The 18,547-nt window shown below is 72.9% G+C and carries 18 protein-coding genes; 9 read left to right on the top strand and 9 right to left on the bottom strand.

Annotated features, from left to right (window positions below):
• Positions 1-74: 74 nt before the first annotated feature.
• Positions 75-1,052: a helix-turn-helix transcriptional regulator gene (locus CP982_RS12705; RefSeq protein WP_150510620.1), complete on the top strand. Its 978-nt coding sequence runs from the start codon at positions 75-77 to the stop codon at positions 1,050-1,052.
• Here CP982_RS12705 and CP982_RS12710 read toward each other — a convergent pair.
• Positions 1,043-1,978, bottom strand: coding sequence for an SDR family oxidoreductase (locus CP982_RS12710; protein ID WP_150510621.1), 936 nt, complete (start codon positions 1,976-1,978; stop codon positions 1,043-1,045). The genes CP982_RS12705 and CP982_RS12710 overlap by 10 nt on opposite strands.
• 133 nt (positions 1,979-2,111) lie before the next feature.
• Between CP982_RS12710 and CP982_RS12715 the strand changes: the two genes are divergently transcribed.
• The gene (locus CP982_RS12715) at positions 2,112-2,633 is read left to right on the top strand and encodes a DUF4240 domain-containing protein (protein WP_170316637.1); all 522 of its coding nucleotides are present in this window, start codon (positions 2,112-2,114) and stop codon (positions 2,631-2,633) included.
• 44 nt (positions 2,634-2,677) lie between these two features.
• Here CP982_RS12715 and CP982_RS12720 read toward each other — a convergent pair whose 3' ends face one another.
• Together CP982_RS12720 and CP982_RS12725 are read right to left on the bottom strand one after the other, a co-directional pair.
• Positions 2,678-3,805 (bottom strand): PP2C family protein-serine/threonine phosphatase, encoded by a 1,128-nt coding sequence (locus CP982_RS12720; RefSeq protein ID WP_150510623.1) that lies wholly within the window; start codon positions 3,803-3,805, stop codon positions 2,678-2,680.
• 146 nt (positions 3,806-3,951) lie between these two features.
• Positions 3,952-4,440, bottom strand: coding sequence for a GNAT family N-acetyltransferase (locus CP982_RS12725; protein WP_150510624.1), 489 nt, complete (start codon positions 4,438-4,440; stop codon positions 3,952-3,954).
• 62 nt (positions 4,441-4,502) lie between these two features.
• On the opposite strand from CP982_RS12725, the gene CP982_RS12730 reads away from it, so the two are divergent.
• Complete coding sequence (locus CP982_RS12730; RefSeq protein WP_150510625.1) at positions 4,503-5,438, top strand: TIGR01777 family oxidoreductase; 936 nt, start codon at positions 4,503-4,505, stop codon at positions 5,436-5,438.
• Positions 5,439-5,742: 304 nt separating this feature from the next.
• Positions 5,743-7,131 (top strand): NAD(P)/FAD-dependent oxidoreductase, encoded by a 1,389-nt coding sequence (locus CP982_RS12735; RefSeq protein ID WP_150510626.1) that lies wholly within the window; start codon positions 5,743-5,745, stop codon positions 7,129-7,131.
• Between the two features lie 53 nt (positions 7,132-7,184).
• On the opposite strand, the gene CP982_RS12740 is transcribed toward CP982_RS12735, so the two are convergent.
• The gene (locus CP982_RS12740; protein ID WP_144003042.1) at positions 7,185-8,630 is read right to left on the bottom strand and encodes an NsdA family TPR-like regulatory protein; all 1,446 of its coding nucleotides are present in this window, start codon (positions 8,628-8,630) and stop codon (positions 7,185-7,187) included.
• Positions 8,631-8,882: 252 nt separating this feature from the next.
• Here CP982_RS12740 and lipB point away from each other — a divergent pair, with 252 nt between their 5' ends.
• The 4 genes from lipB to CP982_RS12760 all read left to right on the top strand — a co-directional run bounded on the left by lipB (position 8,883) and on the right by CP982_RS12760 (position 12,103).
• On the top strand, positions 8,883-9,707 hold the full coding sequence (gene lipB / locus CP982_RS12745) for a lipoyl(octanoyl) transferase LipB (protein WP_150510627.1): 825 nt from the start codon (positions 8,883-8,885) through the stop codon (positions 9,705-9,707).
• A 139-nt stretch (positions 9,708-9,846) separates the two neighbouring features.
• A complete protein-coding gene (gene lipA, locus CP982_RS12750; RefSeq protein WP_150510628.1) occupies positions 9,847-10,812 on the top strand; it encodes a lipoyl synthase in 966 nt (321 codons plus the stop codon).
• Positions 10,813-11,165: 353 nt separating this feature from the next.
• Complete coding sequence (locus CP982_RS12755) at positions 11,166-11,369, top strand: SCO2195 family GlnR-regulated protein (RefSeq protein ID WP_150510629.1); 204 nt, start codon at positions 11,166-11,168, stop codon at positions 11,367-11,369.
• 29 nt (positions 11,370-11,398) lie between these two features.
• Positions 11,399-12,103, top strand: a complete 705-nt coding sequence (locus tag CP982_RS12760) for a DUF4191 domain-containing protein (RefSeq protein WP_138959334.1) — start codon at positions 11,399-11,401, stop codon at positions 12,101-12,103.
• 146 nt (positions 12,104-12,249) lie between these two features.
• Here the strand turns inward: CP982_RS12760 and CP982_RS12765 are convergent, their stop codons facing one another.
• Entirely contained in the window at positions 12,250-12,717 is a 468-nt protein-coding gene (locus CP982_RS12765) for an RDD family protein (RefSeq protein WP_150510630.1), read from the bottom strand.
• Between the two features lie 224 nt (positions 12,718-12,941).
• Here CP982_RS12765 and glnA point away from each other — a divergent pair, with 224 nt between their 5' ends.
• The gene (gene glnA / locus CP982_RS12770; RefSeq protein WP_150510631.1) at positions 12,942-14,351 is read left to right on the top strand and encodes a type I glutamate--ammonia ligase; all 1,410 of its coding nucleotides are present in this window, start codon (positions 12,942-12,944) and stop codon (positions 14,349-14,351) included.
• 75 nt (positions 14,352-14,426) lie between these two features.
• Here the strand turns inward: glnA and CP982_RS12775 are convergent, their stop codons facing one another.
• The 4 genes from CP982_RS12775 to CP982_RS12790 form a co-directional block, all read right to left on the bottom strand.
• A complete protein-coding gene (locus CP982_RS12775) occupies positions 14,427-15,713 on the bottom strand; it encodes a sensor histidine kinase (RefSeq protein ID WP_229878917.1) in 1,287 nt (428 codons plus the stop codon).
• A 1-nt stretch (position 15,714) separates the two neighbouring features.
• Positions 15,715-16,425: a two-component system response regulator CseB gene (gene cseB / locus CP982_RS12780; RefSeq protein WP_150510632.1), complete on the bottom strand. Its 711-nt coding sequence runs from the start codon at positions 16,423-16,425 to the stop codon at positions 15,715-15,717.
• 116 nt (positions 16,426-16,541) lie between these two features.
• Positions 16,542-17,534: an endonuclease/exonuclease/phosphatase family protein gene (locus CP982_RS12785; protein ID WP_150510633.1), complete on the bottom strand. Its 993-nt coding sequence runs from the start codon at positions 17,532-17,534 to the stop codon at positions 16,542-16,544.
• Positions 17,531-18,499 (bottom strand): D-alanyl-D-alanine carboxypeptidase family protein, encoded by a 969-nt coding sequence (locus tag CP982_RS12790; RefSeq protein ID WP_229878916.1) that lies wholly within the window; start codon positions 18,497-18,499, stop codon positions 17,531-17,533. Before CP982_RS12790 ends, CP982_RS12785 begins: the two co-directional genes overlap by 4 nt.
• Positions 18,500-18,547 lie beyond the last annotated feature (48 nt).

The following is an 18,547-nucleotide window of genomic DNA, read 5'->3' on the forward strand; positions in this document are numbered from 1 at the left end:
GTACGAGGGGTGCGGGGGCCCTGCCCGGGGTGGGCAGGGCCCCCGCACCCCTTTTCGCGCGGCATGATGGGGGCATGCGTGCTGCCCGGCTTATCAAGATGGTGTTGCTGCTGCAGGCACGGGCCTCGATGACCGCGAGCGAGCTCGCGGCCGAGCTGGAAGTGTCGGAGCGGACCATCACGCGGGACGCGCAGGCGCTGTCGGAGGCGGGCGTTCCGGTGTATGCGGACCGTGGGCGTGCGGGGGGCTACCGGCTCATCGGCGGCTACCGGACCCGGCTCACCGGCCTGGCCCGCAGCGAGGCGGAGGCCCTGTTCCTGTCGGGCGTGCCGGGCGCGCTGCGCGAGATGGGCCTGGAGGACGCCGCGTCCGCGGCCCGCCTCAAGGTGTCGGCCGCGCTCCTGCCCTCCCTGAGCGACGCCTCGCAGAACGCTTCCCAGCGCTTCCACCTCGACGCCCCGGGCTGGTTCAAGGAGACCCCGGCCCCCGAGCTGCTGCCCGCCGTGGCCGACGCGGTCTGGGACGACCGCCGCGTCGTCGCCCGCTACCGCCGCCAGGACACCGAGGTGGAGCGGGAGCTCGAACCGTACGGTCTCGTCCTGAAGGCGGGCGTCTGGTACCTGTGCGCCCGCGTCCCGGACACCGGCTCGTTCCGGGTGTACCGCATCGACCGCTTCACCGCGGTCTCCTCCGCGGTCTGCGACGACGGCCGCTTCGTACGGGACGAGAAGTTCGACCTGCCGGGCTTCTGGGAGGAGCGGGCGGCGCAGTTCGCGCGGGCCATCCTGCGGGACGAGGCCGTGCTCAGGCTGTCCCCCGACGGGGCCCGGCAACTGCCGTACGTCACGGACCGCACGGCCGCACGGGAGGCCCTGGACGGCGCCGAACCCGACGAGCGGGGCCGGGTGACCGTCACCCTGCCCGTCGAGTCCCCCGCCGTCGCGTACACCCAACTGCTCGCCCTGGGGCCCGATGTGGAGGTCCTGGAGCCGCCGGAGCTGCGCGAGCGGCTCGCGGCCACGGCGTCCCGGATGGCCGAGCTCTACCGGTAGCCGGTCACGTCCGCGGTCGGGCTCTCCTGGTCGACCTCCGTGATGTACCGCCAGGCGTCCGGCGCGGAGCCGTCCACGTCCGTGAAGCCGTACTCCTTGGCGAGTCCGCCGCTGGACAGCGACGCGCCGTTCCACCGCGCCACGTCGGGGTCGGCGGCGAGCGCGGCCAGGGCACGGCCCACGTACGTGGGGGTCTCGGAGATGGCGAAGTGCGGGTTCTGCTCGGTGCCGTCGAGCCAGTGCTCCTCGGTGACCTTGAAGTACGTGTCGAGCATGGCCTCCGAGCGCAGCCAGCCCGGGCTCAGACAGACCGCCGTGCAGCCGTACTCCTTGAGCTCCTCGGCGAGCGCGCGGGCCATCCGCAGCGGGGCCGCCTTGGCGAGGTCGTAGTAGTAGGGCTTGCGGTAGCGCTTGTTGTACTCCTCGGTGCCGTCGGTGACCTCGACGACCAGGCCGCCCTCGTTGCGAATGAGCAGCGGCAGCGCGAAGCGGCTGGTCACGATGTGGGTCTCGACGCCGAGGCGCAGGATGCGCAGGCCCTTGTCGAGGTCGTGCTCCCACATCTTCTTGTCCCACTCGACGTGGACGTCACCGCCCCAGATGTCGTTGACGAGGATGTCGAGGCGGTGCTGCTCCGCGTCGATCCGGTCCACGAGCGCGCGGACCTGCTCGGGGTCGAGGTGGTCGGTGGGGACCGCGATGCCGTGGCCCCCGGCCTCCGTCACAAGGTCCGCCGTCTCCTCGATGGTCTCGCTGCTGCGGCCGACCTCGCTGACGTGCGCGCGGGTCGTGCGTCCGGTCACGTACACGGTGGCTCCGGCCCGGCCGAGCTCCACGGCCATGGCGCGCCCGGCCCCGCGCGTGGCCCCGGCGACGAGGGCGATCTTTCCGGACAGGGGTCCCGGGGTGGTCTGTGCGTTCTCCATGCGAGGAGCCTTCCACCGAATGCCGACATCTCCTGTCGGGCTTTCCAGGGGCATGTGCACACATAACGACACAGCCGCATTCCGGCGCACTCCGCGTGCGCCCCTACCCGGCAGGGCAGATGCTTGTCCCGTGATGGACGAGACGGAGTTCTGGGAGATCGTGGACAGCACCCGGGAGGCCGCGGACGGCGACCCGGAGGACCACGCCGAGCTGCTGGTCGAGCGGTTGCTGCGGGCCGACCCGGACGCCGTGCTCGACTTCGCGCGGCACTTCGAGGCCCGCTACAACCGCGCCTACCGCTGGGACCTGTGGGGCGCCGCGTGGGTGCTGCTCGACGGCGTGAGCGACGACGCCTTCGACTACTTCCGGTGCTGGCTCATCGGGCAGGGCCGCGAGGTCTTCGAGGGCGCCCTGCACGACCCGGACTCCCTCGCCGACCTCCTCGACGGCTTCGACGAGGAGCTCGACGGCGACGGCGAGGAGCTCGGCTACGCCGCCGACGAGGCGTACGAGCAGCTCACCGGGGTCGTGGCGCCCGACCTGGGCATCGCCCCCGCCCCGCCGGAGCCGGAGGGCACCCCGATCGACTTCGAGGACGACGCGGTGCTCGCGCAGCGGTACCCCAAGCTGTGGGAGCGGTTCGCGGCCCCCTGAGCCGCGCGGCCCCGCCCCTTTCCGTCCTGCCCCTCCCCGCCCGGTCAGCGCTCCCAGGCGAACACCAGGAGCGCCACGTCGTCCCGTACGCCGCCGGAGAACCGCACCAGATCCCGCCAGATCGCGTCCGTCAGGGCCGCCGGGTCGTCCTGCTCGGCCTCGAAGAGCGCGGGAAGGCGCGCCGCCAGCGGATAGAAGGCCCCGGAGGCGTCCCGTGCCTCCGTCACGCCGTCCGTCACGGTCAGGAGCCAGTCGCCGGGGCGCAGCCCCACCACGGTCTCGCGAGGCGGCGCGACCCCGGCGATGCCGAGGCCGAGCGGCGGGCCCGGGGACACCTGGAGCTCGGCGACGGTGCCGTCGCGCAGGAGCAGCGGCGGCGGATGGCCGCAGGAGACCAGGCGCAGCTCGTCGGCCTCGCCCCCGAACTCCAGGAGCACGGCGGTGGCGAAGAGTTCGCCGGGCTCGCCGCCCGCCGCGCCCCCGGCGGCCCCGGCCTCCTCGGCGTCGGTGACCAGGCGCCGGTCGAGCCGGGCGGCGACGCCCTCCAGGTCGGGCTCGTCGAGGGCGGCCTCACGGAAGGCGCCGATCAGCGCGGCCACCGTCCCGACGGCCGCGAGGCCGTGGCCCTGTACGTCGCCGACCATGGCCCGCACGCCGCCCGGCCACCGGCGGACGTCGAAGAGGTCGCCGCCGACCAGGGTGCCGCGCTGCGCCGCCCGGTACAGGCCCGCGCAGCGCACCGGGCCCACCCGCTCCGGCAGCGGCGGAAGCACCGCGAACTGCGCGGCCTCGGCGACGGTGCGGACGGTGATGAGCTGGGCGTCCCTGCGGCTGCGGACGGCGGCGAAGAGCACGCTGAGCACGGCCACGAAGGCCACGGTCGCGGTGTCGCTCTCGCCGGGGTGGCCGAGGTCGTAGCGCGGCAGGTTGAGCAGCAGGAGCACGAGGCCGCCGATGAGCGCGGTGGCGGCGGGCCCGTAGGCGAGGGCGGCGAGCGGCGGGACGGCCGCGAGCAGGAAGCTCAGGTCGAGGGTCTTGGGCGTGAGGACCTGGATGACCACGGTCAGGACCAGGAGCACGGGCGCGGGCCAGCGCATCCAGGGCGGGGTGGGAGCGCGGCTCGGCCAGTCGGGGTCGCGCGCGCTCCGCCGCCCTACCGCGGGCCTGGGCATGCGTGCTCCTTCCCGGCGACGGGGGTCGTCCTCACGCTCCTACGAGCGCGGGACGCCCGCACGCCGGGCCGGTCAGGTCGGGTGTCGCTCGGGGCGCCCGCGGCCGCCCGTGGAGGTCACGAGGGGCCGTCCGACGGCCGGGAAGGTCACAGAGTGCGGCCCATCAGCACGTCGTCCACGTACTGCCCGTCCAGGAGGAACTCCCCCGGAAGCACGCCCTCGGTCACGAAGCCCTCGGACTCGTACAGCGTGCGGGCGGGCGTGTTGTGGCCGAGCACCCGCAGGGTGAGGCGGCGCGCGCCCTGGCGGCGGGCCTCGGCCACGACCGCCCTGATCAGCTCCCGGCCCACGCCCTTGCCGCGTGTCTCCTCGGCGACGACGAAGCCGAGGATCTGGCGCACGTGCGCGTTGACGGCGAGCGGGGTGGGGAAGCCGAGCCGGATGTAGCCGACGATCCGCCCTTCCACCTCGGCGACCAAGTGGTCGCGGGGGCCGAAGCGTTCGGAGAAGAACGGCTCGTGCGGAGGTGCGGGGCGGGGCTGCACGGAGTGCACGGTGGACCAGTTCTCGCGGTCCAGGCGGGCCAGCACGTCGTCGTCGCCCGCGCGGGCCGCGCGTATGTACGTCTGCTGCATGAGCGTCACTGTACGGCGCGGATACGACGCCCCACCCGCCCTTTTCGCGGCAGGATGGGCCCATGGAGCCTACGCGTCCGCAGCCCTCGGACTCTTCGGAACAGCCCTCCCGCGTCGCCGTCGCCGGTGCCTCCGGGCTCATCGGATCGGCCCTGACGCGCTCCCTGGCCGCCGACGGACACGAGGTGGTGCGGCTCGTCCGGCGCGCCCCGCGCACGGCGGAGGAAGTGCGCTGGGACCCCGCCGCGGGCCGCGTGGACAGGGCGGGGCTCGCGGGCTGCACCGCCGTGGTCAATCTGGCGGGCGCCGGGATCGGCGACCGGCGCTGGACGGACGCCTACAAGCGGGAGCTGTACGACAGCAGGGTGCTCGGCACGAAGACGCTGGCCACCGCCGTGGCCTCGCTCGACGAGCCGCCCCGGGTGTTCGTGAACGGCAGCGCGATCGGCTACTACGGGGACACCGGTGACCGCGCGGTGGACGAGAGCGCCCCCGCGGGCGAGGGCTTCCTGCCGTCGATGTGCGTGGACTGGGAGGCGGCGGCCCGGCCCGCCCAGGACGCGGGCATCCGCACGGCCTTCGCGCGCAGCGGCCTGGTCGTCGCGCGCTCGGGCGGCGCGTGGGGGCGGATGTTCCCGCTGTTCAAGGCCGGCCTCGGCGGGCGGCTCGGGAACGGGCGGCAGTACTGGAGCTTCATCGCGCTGCGCGACGAGGTCGCCGCCCTACGGCATCTCCTTGCCCGCGACGACCTGTCGGGCCCCTTCAACCTGACGGCGCCGACGCCGGTGACCAACCGCGAGGTGACGGCCGCGATGGGCCGGGCGCTGCACCGGCCGACGCTGTTCCCGGCCCCTGCCCCCGCCCTGCGCCTGGTGCTCGGGGAGATGGCCGGGGACGTCCTCGGCAGCCAACGGGTGCTGCCCGCACGGCTGTTGGAGTCCGGCTTCACCTTCACGCACCCGACGATCGCCGCCGCGATCCGAGCGGCACTGAAATAGGGCTGCGCCCCATAGGGGCGCGGGGAACTGCGCGCCCAGCCCCCACCCACCCGCACCCGACGGACAAACAGGCAAGGGGCCACGGAGGCGAGGGGGCGGCCGTGCCCTGGCGTTCGCGGCGCCCCCGCGTGCCCACACGCAATCGTTTCGCCGTCCGCGTGCGACCGTCGTGCGACCATGCCCGGTCCATGCGCGACTGGCAGCGGCCCACGGGGCTCCTACCCTCAAGCGGAACTCGGGGATTCCACCGCCCGGTGAAGGGCATAAGCGTCCCCAGCAGCCGCGCAACCTCCGGGAGGAGCACGTGCCAGAGCCTGCGCACCATGCGGATGTCGTCATCGTGGGAGCCGGGGTCTCGGGACTGTCGGCCGCACACCAGCTGAACAGGGCCGGGGTAACGACCGTCATCCTGGAGGCCGCCCCTTACGTCGGGGGCCGCATGTCGACCGAGAAGGTGGACGGATTCCGGCTCGACAGGATCGGGCAGCTGCTCAGCACGTCGTATCCGGAACTACGTCACACTCCGGGGCTCGACGCGCTCGCCCTACGCCCGTTCGCACCCGGCCTTCTCGTCCACAGTGAGGGGCAGCACCACCGCACCGCCGAGTTCCTCGGCAGCCAGAGCCCCCGGCGCGCACGGGGCGCACTCCATGCGGCGCGCGCCCTCGCGAGCGCCCCCCGCGTGCCGCGTCCGGTCCGCACGGCCGCGCGCACGCCCCTGCGGACGTCACGGCCGCCCGCACGCAGCACTCCGCTGGGGAGCGCGCTCGACCAGGCCCGGCTCGGCGCCGCCCTGGCCCGGCTCGCCGCGACCCCCGTGCGGCGGCTGCTCGCGCGCCCCGAACTCCCGGCCGCGCGGGCCCTGTCCGCCCGCGGCCTGCCCGCCCGCACCATCGAGGGCTTCCTGCGCCCGCTGCTGTCCGCGCTGCTCTGCGACCCCGACCTGACGACGTCCAGCCGGTGCGCCGACCTCGCCCTGCACGCCTTCGCGCGGGGCCGTCTGTGTCTGCCCGAGGGCGGCGCCGACGTCCTGCCCGAGCTGCTCGCGGCCGCGCTGCCGCCGGGAACGGTGCGCACCGGCGTCCGCGTCACCGCGGTGGCCGCCAACCGCGTCACGACCGCCGAGCACGGCGAGCTGACCTGCCGCGGCGTCCTGCTCGCCACCGACGCCCGCGCCGCCGCCGAGCTGCTTCCGGGCCTTCGCGTGCCGTCCTTCCACCCGGTGACCGTCGTGCACCACGCGGCCCCGGAGCCGCCGCTCGCCGAGCCCGCGCTGCTCCTGGACGCCGACCGGCGGGGTCCGGTCGCGCACACGGCCGTCGTCAGCCACGTCGATCCCACGCGCGCGCCCGCGGGCCGCTTCCTCGTCTCGTCGACCGTCCTCGGCCCGCCGCCGGACGACCTCGACCGCACCGTGCTCGCCCATCTCGCCGAGCTGTACGGCACGCCGACGGACCGGTGGGAGCCGCTCGCGGTGCACCACACCCGCGAGGCGGTGCCCGCGATGCCGCCGCCGCACGACCTGCGCCGCCCGGTGCGGCTCCTGTCGGGCCTGTACGTGTGCGGCGACCACCGCGACACCAGCACGGTGCAGGGCGCCCTGCACTCGGGCCGACGCGCGGCCCACGCCGTCCTGACCGACCTCGGCATCACTCCCACGCACACCGAGGCCCGCCTCCCGACCGCCGCGTAGGAGGCAGCGCCCCGCAGGGGAAGGGGGGCGCCCCGCCGGAGGCGCCCCCGTGGTCAGCCGAGCGCCGCGACCTTGTCGCGGTACCCGCGTACCGGAGCCGCGTCCCGGTACGGCTCCAGGCGGCGCTCGAAGTCGCGCACGTACTCCACCGCGCGCACCGAGCGCATCTCGCCCGCCGCCTGGGCCGCCTCCGCGCCCAGCTGGCAGGCCTGCTCCAGCTCGCCGAGGCCCAGGCGCGAGGTGGCCAGGACGACGCGGCAGAAGAGCCGGGAGCGGGCGTACCCGGGCGCCCGCAGCTGGAGGGAGCGCTCGGCGTGCTGGGCGGCCGCGCGGTACTGCTGGAGATCGCGGTTGCAGTGCGCGAACTCGTCGGCGAGCTGTGCCTCGTCGAAGAAGCGCGCCCAGTACGGCACCTCGTCACCCGGCCGGGCGGCTTCCAGGGCGCGCTCGGCGCGCACCATGGAGGCCGTGCACGCCCGCACCTCGCCGAGCACGCCGTGGCCGCGCGCCTCCACGGCGTGCAACAGGGCCTGCACCACCGGCGGCGCGGAGGAACCCACGCCCTGCTGCGCGACCCGGGCCAGCTGCACGGCCTCGCGCCCGTGGCCCAGATAGACGGCCTGGCGGCTCATCGTGACCAGGACGTAGGAGCCGTACGCGCGGTCGCCCGCCGCCTGGGACAGGCGCAGGGCCTGCACGAAGTACCGCTGGGCGAGGCCGTGCGCCGCGATGTCGTACGACGTCCAGCCCGCGAGCCGGGTGAGGTCGGCGGCGGCCGCGAAGAGGCGGCGCCCGGCCTGCTCGTTGTAGGTGCCGCGGAGCATCGGCTCGGCCTCGTGCTCCAGATAGCGCACGAGGGCCTGGCGGGCGTGGCCGCCGCCGTAGGCGTGGTCGAGCGCGCGGAACAGCTCGCCGACGGAGCGCAGCGCCGCGATGTCGCCGCCGGACACCCGGTGTCCGGGGCCGCGGTCGGTGTCGCGGCGCTGGCGCGGCACCCCGGGGCGGCCCTGCGGGGGCACCCGCGGGTTCTGCGGCGGCTCGCCGCCGCGGGCGACGCGCTCGTCGGCGCGGCCGATGAGCCAGTCCCTGCTCGGCACGACGAGCCCGGCCGGGGTGAAGGCGATCTTGCGCAGCTCGGCATGGCTGCCGGAGTCCTTGCGCCACAGGCCGCCGACGATGTCGATGGCCTCCTCGGGCGACGCCGCGAACTCCAGGCCCGCGTAGACGGGCGCGCAGGCGTCGAGCCCGAGGTCCTGCGCGGAGAGCCGGCGGCCGAGGCGGCGGGTGAAGACCTCGGCGATCAGCGCGGGCGTCGTACCGCGCGGCTGCTGGCCGCGCAGCCAGCGTGTCACCGATGTTTTGTCGTACCTGAGGTCGAGCCCGTGTTCGAGCCCTAGCTGATCGACGCGACGGGCCAGGCCCGCATTGGAGAATCCGGCTTCCGCGATGAGTGCGGCGAGCTGGCGGTTGGGGGTGCGCTGCGGGGGTCGTTCCGTCATCAGCTGTGCGGTCTCCTGCCCTTTGGGCCTGCCTTGAGCAGCCCATTTGGCCTCGTGAACGGCGTGAATGTAACGGCCTGCACAGCCCGCATCGCGACCTTCAAGCCGCATTCATCCGATCGTGTGAGGATTGGCCGGAGGGCTGACGACCGGGCGCCGGTCGTACAGTGGCTGGGGCGCGATCCGTGCACGGTGAAGGTTTCCGTGTGCGGTGAGGTTTCGGTGCACGGTGAGGTTAGGGAGGCACGCGCCGTGGGCGAGTTGCGATTCATCCGGCTGGGCTTCGGCCCGGAGTACGTCGAGTACCAGGAGGCCTGGGACGAGCAGCGCCGCGTGCACGCGGCCCGGTTCACGGACGAGGTGCCGGACACCTGCCTGCTCCTGGAGCACCCGCCGGTCTACACCGCGGGCCGCCGCACGGCCGAGAGCGAGCGCCCGCTGGACGGCACCCCCGTCGTGGACGTGGACCGCGGCGGCAAGATCACCTGGCACGGCCCGGGCCAGCTCGTCGGCTACCCGATCCAGAAGCTGCCCCGCCCGGTGGACGTCGTAGCACATGTACGGCGTCTGGAAGAGGCGCTTATCCGAACGTGTGCCGAGTTCGGCCTGGCCACCACGCGGATCGAGGGCCGCAGCGGCGTCTGGGTCCTCGGCGACCCGGTGGAGCGGCGCCCGGCCCTCGGCGGCCTCGACCTGGACTTCGACCCGCGCCTCACGGACGACGAGTTCGACCCCCGCCTCAACGGCCCGGAGTACGCGCCCTCCAACGCGGGCCAGCGCCGCGAGGACCGCAAGGTCGCCGCGATCGGCATCCGCGTCGCCAAGGGCGTCACCATGCACGGCTTCGCGCTGAACGTGAACCCGGACAACACCTGGTTCGACAGGATCGTCCCGTGCGGCATCCGCGACGCGGGCGTGACGTCGATCGCGAACGAGCTGGGGCGCGACCTCACGATCGCCGACGTCCTGCCGGTGGTGGAGAAGCACCTCGCGGAGATCCTGGAGAACGCGGACCTGCGGCCGCGGGTCATCGAGCCGAAGCCCGCCGAGCGGGTCCCCGAGACGGCCCTCTCCTAGCCGCCGCGCGACTCCGGGGGCGCGTTCGGGAATGCACCCCCTTGGCCAGAGGTTGGCCGCAAGTAAGCCCCATGAGACAACGGGCGTACCCTGGGGTGCGCCGACGAATCGAAGTTACGCCAGCTAGCAGGGAGCCGATGTGTCCGCAGTCGCACCCGACGGACGCAAGATGCTGCGCCTGGAGGTCCGGAACGCCCAGACCCCCATCGAGCGCAAGCCCGAGTGGATCAAGACCCGGGCGAAAATGGGCCCCGAGTACACGCAGATGCAGAAGCTCGTGAAGAGCGAGGGCCTGCACACGGTCTGCCAGGAGGCGGGCTGTCCCAACATCTACGAGTGCTGGGAGGACCGCGAGGCGACGTTCCTCATCGGCGGTGACCAGTGCACGCGGCGCTGCGACTTCTGCCAGATCGACACCGGCAAGCCGCAGGCCCTCGACCGCGACGAGCCGCGTCGCGTCGGTGAGTCCGTCGTCACGATGGACCTGAACTACGCCACGATCACCGGCGTCGCGCGCGACGACCTGGAGGACGGCGGCGCCTGGCTGTACGCGGAGACCGTGCGCCAGATCCACACCATGACCGCGGCGCGCGAGGCCGGGCACACCAAGGTCGAGCTGCTGATCCCCGACTTCAACGCGGAGCCGGACCAGCTCGCCGAGGTCTTCTCGTCCCGCCCCGAGGTGCTCGCCCACAACGTGGAGACGGTGCCGCGCATCTTCAAGCGCATCCGCCCCGGCTTCCGCTACGAGCGCTCCCTGAAGGTCATCACCGAGGCCCGCGCGGCGGGCCTGGTCACCAAGTCGAACCTGATCCTCGGCATGGGCGAGACCCGCGAGGAGGTCAGCGAGGCGCTCCAGCAGCTGCACGACGCGGGCTGCGAGCTCATCACGATCACCCAGTACCTGCGCCCGTCGGTGCGCCACCACCCGGTGGAGCGCTGGGTCAAGCCGCAGGAGTTCGTCGAGCTCAAGGAGGAGGCCGAGGAGATCGGCTTCTCCGGCGTCATGTCGGGCCCGCTGGTCCGCTCCTCGTACCGCGCGGGGCGGCTCTACCAGATGGCCATCGAGCGCCGCGGCGCGTACGTCGCCTCGCAGGCGGTCTGACGAGCCGACCCACTGACGGCCCGGCCCCGGCGCGTGTGAATCCCCGCACAAGTGGCTACCGATCAGTAGTGTCCGAGAAGTCGTGGCCCATACGGTCTCCGCAGGTAGGGGCGACCGTATGGGCCACGTCAGCGTTCGGCCCCTCCGCGTCAAGGCTTCATCGACGTTTGACCGCTCGGTCACGCCCTGGTAACACCAATCAGTGACGCTGGAACTACCGCACGTAGGGCCTTGACCAGAGGCCTGGCGGCAGCCCCAGCCACTGGCCCCCACCGCACGACGCAGTGCCAGCGAGAGCCACTCGTAGCGTTCCCCCGTTCACCATCGCTTCTCGGATCTCGGAGGGCATCATCATGCAGGCCGCGCCCGTACGCGCCACCGCCATTCCGTCCGTCACCGACGCGCTGCGCGCCGTCGAGTCGCTGCTCCTGCGCAGCGGCCAGCGCACCGCGCGCCGCAATGCCTGGACGTCCGTGCTCGAGGACCGGCGCCGCGCGAAGGACCGCGTCGAGGCCCAGCGGGTACTGGAAGAGGCGGGCACCACCCGCACGTCGTAGCAGCCCGCGGGGACACGTAGACTCAGGGCATGGCGAGGAAGGAAACCACCGCGGCGGACGCCGCGGCGAACCCGGGGCGACTCAAGCAGATCGCTCTCACGTACAAGATGACCCGGCGGACCGACTCCAAGATCGGTCTCGTCATCGCAGCTGTGGGAATCGTCACCTTCGGTGTCTTCCTCGCGATCGGCCTCTGGATCGACCACCCCGTTTATCTCGGCATCCTGGGCTTCGTGCTCGCCTTCCTCGCGATGGCGATCGTCTTCGGACGCCGCGCCGAGCGGGCGGCCTTCGGGCAGATGGAAGGCCAGCCCGGCGCGGCGGCCGCGGTGCTCGACAAGATCGGTCGCGGCTGGACGACGACCCCCGCGGTCGCGATGAACCGCAGCCAGGACGTGGTGCACCGCACCGTCGGCAAGGCGGGCATCGTCCTCGTCGCCGAGGGCAACCCGAACCGCGTGAAGCCGCTGCTGGCCGCCGAGAAGAAGAAGATGGCCCGCATCGTCGCGGACGTCCCCGTGCACGACGTCATCGTCGGCACCGGCGAGGGCCAGGTCGAGCTGAAGAAGCTGCGCACCACGCTCCTGAAGCTCCCCCGCGTCCTCCAGGGCCCCCAGGTGACGGCGACCAACGACCGCCTGAAGGCCATGGGCGACCTCATGAGCAACATGCCCCTGCCGAAGGGGCCGATGCCGAAGAACGTGCGCATGCCGCGCGGTCCGAAGGCGCGGTAGCCAGCGCGTCGTACGCGTATACGTCGATGGGGCGGCCGGAACCTCGAAGGTTCCGGCCGCCCCATCGACGTATGTCCGAAGGCCTCTTATGCCTGAAGGCCTCTTCCGGTTATGCCTGAAGGCCTCTTCCGGGCGCCCCGGGGAAGCTAGCCGCGCACCTGCACCGCGCGGGCCAGGCGGTCGTGGAGGCCGCGGCCGTCGCGGTCCCAGATGATGGCGGGGACACCGAGGCAGAGCAGCACGCTGCGCACCGCCACGCGGCCGATGCCGAGACGGCCGCCGTCCTCGGCGATGACGCGCAGACCGAAGAGCCGCTTGCCCGGCGTGCAGCCGACCGTGCCGACGGTCAGGACGCTCATCACGAAGAGCAGACCGAGCGCCCAGTTGCCCGCCGCCTGCGCGTTGTCCCGCGCGAACAGGCCGTACGCGATCACCATGACCAGGGCCCAGTCGACGGCGATCGCCCCGAGCCTGCGGCCCGGACGCGCGATGGAACCCGGGCCCTCCTCGGGCAGGCCGAGCCGCTCTCCCCGGTATCCGAAGTCGACGCCCGCGTCCTCCGCCGCCGCGCGGGGGCCGGAGAGCCACGATCCGATTGCTTGCCTGTTGTCCACCCGTCCACGGTACTGCGCCCGATCGCGTACGGGCCTCGCCGGGGTCCTGCTGACAGGTGCCGGGAACGGGGGCGGCACCCCCGCCCGGTTAACTTCGGCGAAACAAACGGGTCACGCTTGAGAAATGCCCCCTCCCTATGGTCGGGTCCAGCGTGTGCCACCGCACTGGCCGCACGACCGAGCTGCAACCCCGCTCCTCCTTGGGCGGGAGTAGGAGGAGCTGGATGTTCCAGAACGCCGACGACGCCAAGAAGTTCCTCGCGGATGAGGACGTGAAGTTCGTAGACGTCCGCTTCTGCGACCTGCCGGGTGTGATGCAGCACTTCACGGTGCCGGCCGAGGCGTTCGACCCCACGGAGGAGCTGGCCTTCGACGGCTCGTCCATCCGCGGCTTCCAGGCCATCCACGAGTCCGACATGGCGCTGCGCGCGGACCTGTCGACGGCCCGCGTCGACCCCTTCCGCCGGGACAAGACCCTCAACGTCAACTTCTTCATCCACGACCCGATCACGGGCGAGCAGTACTCCCGCGACCCGCGCAACGTCGCCAAGAAGGCCGAGGCCTACCTCGCCTCCACCGGCATCGCGGACACCGCGTACTTCGGCCCCGAGGCCGAGTTCTACGTCTTCGACTCGGTCCGCTTCGAGACCTCCGCCAACCGCTCGATCTACGAGATCGACTCCGAGGCGGGCGCCTGGAACACCGGCGCGGTCGAGAACAACCGCGGCTACAAGGTCCGCTACAAGGGCGGCTACTTCCCGGCCCCGCCGGTCGACCACTTCGCCGACCTGCGCGCCGAGATCTCCCTCGAGCTGGACAAGCAGGGCCTGAAGGTCGAGCGCCAGCACCACGAGGTGGGCACGGCGGGCCAGGCCGAGATCAACTACAAGTTCAACACGCTGCTCGCCGCGGCCGACGACCTGATGCTCTTCAAGTACATCGTGAAGAACGTCGCCTGGCGCAACGGCAAGACCGCGACCTTCATGCCGAAGCCGATCTTCGGCGACAACGGCTCGGGCATGCACGTCCACCAGTCCCTGTGGACCGGCGGCGAGCCCCTCTTCTACGACGAGCAGGGCTACGCGGGCCTCTCGGACACCGCCCGCTACTACATCGGCGGCATCCTCAAGCACGCCCCCTCGCTCCTGGCCTTCACCAACCCGACGGTGAACTCCTACCACCGCCTGGTCCCCGGCTTCGAGGCCCCGGTCAACCTGGTCTACTCGCAGCGCAACCGCTCCGCCGCGATGCGCATCCCGATCACGGGCTCCAACCCGAAGGCCAAGCGCGTCGAGTTCCGCGCCCCGGACCCGTCCTCGAACCCCTACCTCGCCTTCTCGGCCCTGCTCCTCGCGGGCCTCGACGGCGTCAAGAACAAGATCGAGCCGGCCGAGCCGATCGACAAGGACCTCTACGAGCTGGCCCCCGAGGAGCACGCGGGCGTCCCCCAGGTCCCCACCTCCCTCCCCGCGGTCCTCGACGCCCTCGAGGCGGACAACGAGTACCTCCAGGCCGGCGGCGTCTTCACCTCCGACCTCATCGAGACCTGGATCGACTACAAGCGCACCAACGAAATCGCCCCGATCCAGCTGCGCCCGCACCCGCACGAGTTCGAGCTGTACTTCGACATCTAAGCCGCGGGTCCCTGCTTGATTCGGTGAAGGCCGTCGCCTACTGGGTGGCGGCCTTCGGCGTCGGTGGGACGTTGCTCAGGCCGGCGAGGGGAGCGTCAGGGTGGCGACTGCTCCGTGCGGGGTTGCGTTGGTCAGGGTGAGGGTGGCGGCGATCACGTGGGACTGGCCCAGGGCGATGGTCAGGCCGAGGCCGTGGCCGTGGCCGCGTTCGGGGGTGGCTGTGTGGAAGCGCTGGGGGCCGTGGCGGAGCAGGTCCTCGGGGAAGCCGGGGCCGTGGTCGCGTACGACGACCGTCGCGGCGTCGACGGTGACCTCCACCGGTGCCCCGCCGTGGCGGTGGGCGTTGAGGACCAGGTTGGTGACGATGCGGTCGAGCCGGCGCGGATCGGTCTCGGCCACGGGGCGCCCGACGACGGTGACGGTGACGTGCTCCTCCAGGCCCACCCTGCGCACGGACTCCGCCACCAGCTCCCCGAGCGGTACCGGCTGGGTGTCGGCCCGCTCCGCGCCCGCGTCGAGGCGCGAGATCTCCAGGAGGTCGTCCACCAGGCCCCGCAGCACCCGCACCCGGTCGCGGACCAGCTCGGTGGCCTCGCTCTCGGGCAGCAGCGAGGCCGAGGTGACGAGGCCGGTCAGCGGGGTGCGCAGCTCGTGGGCGACGTCCGCGGTGAAGCGCTGTTCGCCGCGCAGCCGCTCCTGGAGCGCGTCCGCCATGTGGTCGACGGCCGAGGAGATCTCGCTGATCTCGTCGTGGCCGCGGCCTTCGGTGCGCGCGTCGAGGTCGCCGTGGCGGATGCGGCGGGCCGTCCCCGCGACGCGCCGCAGGCGTCGTAGGACCAGTTCGGCGGCGAGCAGCGTGAGGGGGACGACGACGGCCAGCATGGCGATGGCCGCGTACCGGATGTGGCGGTCGAGGGCTTCGAGGCTGAGCTGCTCGCCGAGCATGCTGACGCTGACGGCGATCACGGTTCCGTCGACCCGCGTGGCTGCCCACATGCTGGGCCCTTGGAGCGGCTTGCTGGTGTCGCGCCAGGTCACGGTGGAGGAGGTGGCGGAGGCCAGCCGGTCTCGCAAGGGGGTGGGTACCTCGTCGCCGACGACGTAGTTCGAGCGTTCCCCGGGGTCGCGGCGCGTGGGCTGCTCGCCGCGGAACTCCGCCTTGGCCAGGTCGAGTTCGCGCAGCGCCGCGGCACGACCGATGCCAAGACCGCGCTCCTCGGTGCGCTGGTGCACGAGCACGCCGATGCCGACGGCCATCGCGCAGGCAGCGGCGGCGACACCGGCGGCGATCTTCCAGCGCAGCGAGCGGGGGTCGACGAAGCGCAGCAGCGAGCGACGGTCTCGGACCGTGTCACGTGCCACGTCAGCGCCGGAACTTGTAGCCGAAGCCGCGCGCTGTCTCGATGTGATCGGCGCCGATCTTCTTGCGCAGCCGCTGCACCGCCAGGTCGACGACCCGGCTGTCGCCCTCCCAGCCGTAGTCCCACACGGTGCGCAGCAGCCGCTGCCGTTCCAGGACGATCCCGGGCGCGGCCACGAATTCGAGGAGGAGGCGCAGCTCGGTGGGGGTGAGCGCGACGGGGTGTCCGTCGGTGCGCACCTCCAGGCCGCGGGTGTCGACGGTGAGGTTCCGGAAAGTGAGCACCGCGTCGTCGTCGGCCGTCCCGGGCGTGGTCGCGGAGAAGGTGGCCCGCCGCAGCAGCGTGCGGATGCGCGCCACCAGGACCGTGGTGTCGACCGGCTTGATGACGTAGTCATCCGCACCGGCCTCAAGGCCCGCCACGACGTCCAGGGCGTCGCCCCTGGCGGACATCATCAGGATCGGGGCCTGGCTCGTCTCACGGATCCTGCGGCACAGCCCGATCCCGTCGAGGAACGGCAGCATGATGTCGAGGAGCAGCAGGTCGTGCTGCCCGTCGCGGAACATCTCCAGGCCCGTCAGCCCGTCCGGCGCCGCGGACACCTCATAGCCGTAGCGCTCCAGGGCCATGCCGACGGACCTGCGGATCGCGTCGTCGTCCTCGACCAGCAGGACGCGGACACTGGCGGAGCCGCCGCCACGGTTCTGTCCCATCAGCTCACCCTAGATCCTGTTCGCGATGTTCGATGTTCGATGTTCGATGGCGATCGGCTGGTCGTACGCGGGTGCGGCGCCAACGCGTCCTCCGCCCGTCATAGCCGTCACGGCCGTCACAGGCGGAAGGCGGCCGCGACGGGCAGGTGGTCGCTTCCGGTGCGCGGCAGGGTCCGGGCCGAGACCGGCGTGACGCCGCGCGAGAGGATCTGGTCGAGCCGGACCACCGGGAACGAGGCGGGCCAGCTGAACCCGAAGCCCTGCCCCGCCTCCTCCTGCGCCGACCGCAGCCGCGAGGTCAGCGGGCGCAGCGCGCGGTCGTCGACGGTGCCGTTGAGGTCTCCCGCCACGACGACCCGGGGCAGCTTCTCCTCGCGTACGAAACCGGCGAGCCGCGCGGCCGCCTCGTTGCGCTTCTCGGTGGCGAATCCGCTGCTCGGGTGCACGCGGATGGACGCGAGGTGGGCGACGTACACGGCGAGCGGCCCCTTGGGGGTGTCGACGGTGGCCCGCAGGGCGCGGGTCCACGGCATGATGGCGAGGGGCTCCACGTCCCGGATCGGACGCTTGCTCCACAGGCCGACGGACTCCCGTACCGCGTGGTGCGGATAAGTGGCGGCCAATGTCCGCTCGTACACCGGGGCGGTGCGCGCGGTCAGCTCCTGCAGGGCGATGACGTCGGCGCCCGAGGCGGCGAGGTCGCGGGCGGTGCGCCCCGGGTCGGGGTTGCCGTCGTGGACGTTGTGGCTGACCACGGACAGGTCCCCGCCCGGGGAGCTCTTGTCGAGGAGCGTGCCGGCGAACAGCGAGCACCAGACGACGGCCGTGAGCGCGACGGCGGCGCAGGCGACGGCGGACCGTCGCAGCAGGGCCGCCCCCAACAGGACGGGCACGCTGGCCCCGAGCCAGGGCAGGAAGGTCTCAAGGAGGCTGCCGGAGTTCCCGAGGGCGTTGGGCACGAGCGAGTGGCCGAGCATGAGCAGCGCGACGAGTACGGCGAGCGTGGCGACGAGCCACCCGGACCGGTGGGAACGACCGCCTCCGGCCTGGGATCCGGTGCGCTCGGGCGACTCGGCCCGGCCGTCGGCGCGTTCGGGCGACAGGGTCATGTCCGCACCGGCTCGCCGGCACGCAGCGCGGCGGGCAGGCCCGTCCGCACGGCCTCGATCAGCGCACCGCTCTTCTCCAGGGCGGCGTCCAGGCCCTCCGTGGGAGTGGTGCGGGCGCGCTGCCCGAGGACGACGCCGAGCACGAGGTGTCGCTTCGCACCGGACGTCACCTCCGCGGCCCACATGAGGTTGCCGCCCGCGGGCGTGCTCGAACCGGTCTTGAGCCCGATCACCCCGGGCTCGTCGAGGAGCCGGTTGGTGTTGGTGACGGTGCCGGGAACGCCCGGCACCGTCGTGCTGCGCAGCGCCACCACGGCCCGCAGCACGGGCTCCTTCATCGCCTGCCGGGCGAGCTTGAGCTGGTCGTCGGCGGTGCTCCTGGTGCTGGCCTCGAATCCGCTGGCGCCGGTGTACGTCGTACGGTCCATGCCGAGCCGCGCGGCGGCGCGGTTCATCTTCACGACGAACGCCTTCTCGCTCCCGGCGTCCCAGCGGGCGAGCAGCCTGGCGACGTTGTTGCCGGAGGGCAGCAGCAACAGTTCCAGGAGCTGGCGCTGGGTGGGCCGCCGCCCTTCGCGGAGCGGGGCCGTCGACTCGCTGAGCGAGTGGGACTCCTCGGCGGCGGCCGCGTCGACCCTGATCCTCGGCCCTTGCTGCCCGCCCGCGAGGGGGTGCTCCTTGAGGATCACGTACGCGGTCATGACCTTGGCGACGCTCGCGATCGGCACCGGCTGGCGCCCGCCCTCGCGGCCGAGGCTGCCGAGGCCCTCCACCGCGATGCTCGTCTGCCCTTCCCCGGGCCACGGCAGGTCGAGCCGCCCGGCGACCGCGGCGGCCTCGCCCGGCCGCGGGGCCTCGCCGCCCTCGCCCCGGGCGAACCCGAACCACCCTCCGACACCGACGACGGCCAGCAGCGCGGTGCCTCCGCACACAGCCCCGACGCCCCGCACCCGACGACCCCTCACCGCAAGCACCTCTCCACGACCGGCACGTGCGGTGATCCCCGCACGTCA

It is taken from the genome of Streptomyces spectabilis (genome assembly GCF_008704795.1).
GTDB classification, from domain to species: Bacteria; Actinomycetota; Actinomycetes; order Streptomycetales; family Streptomycetaceae; genus Streptomyces; species Streptomyces spectabilis.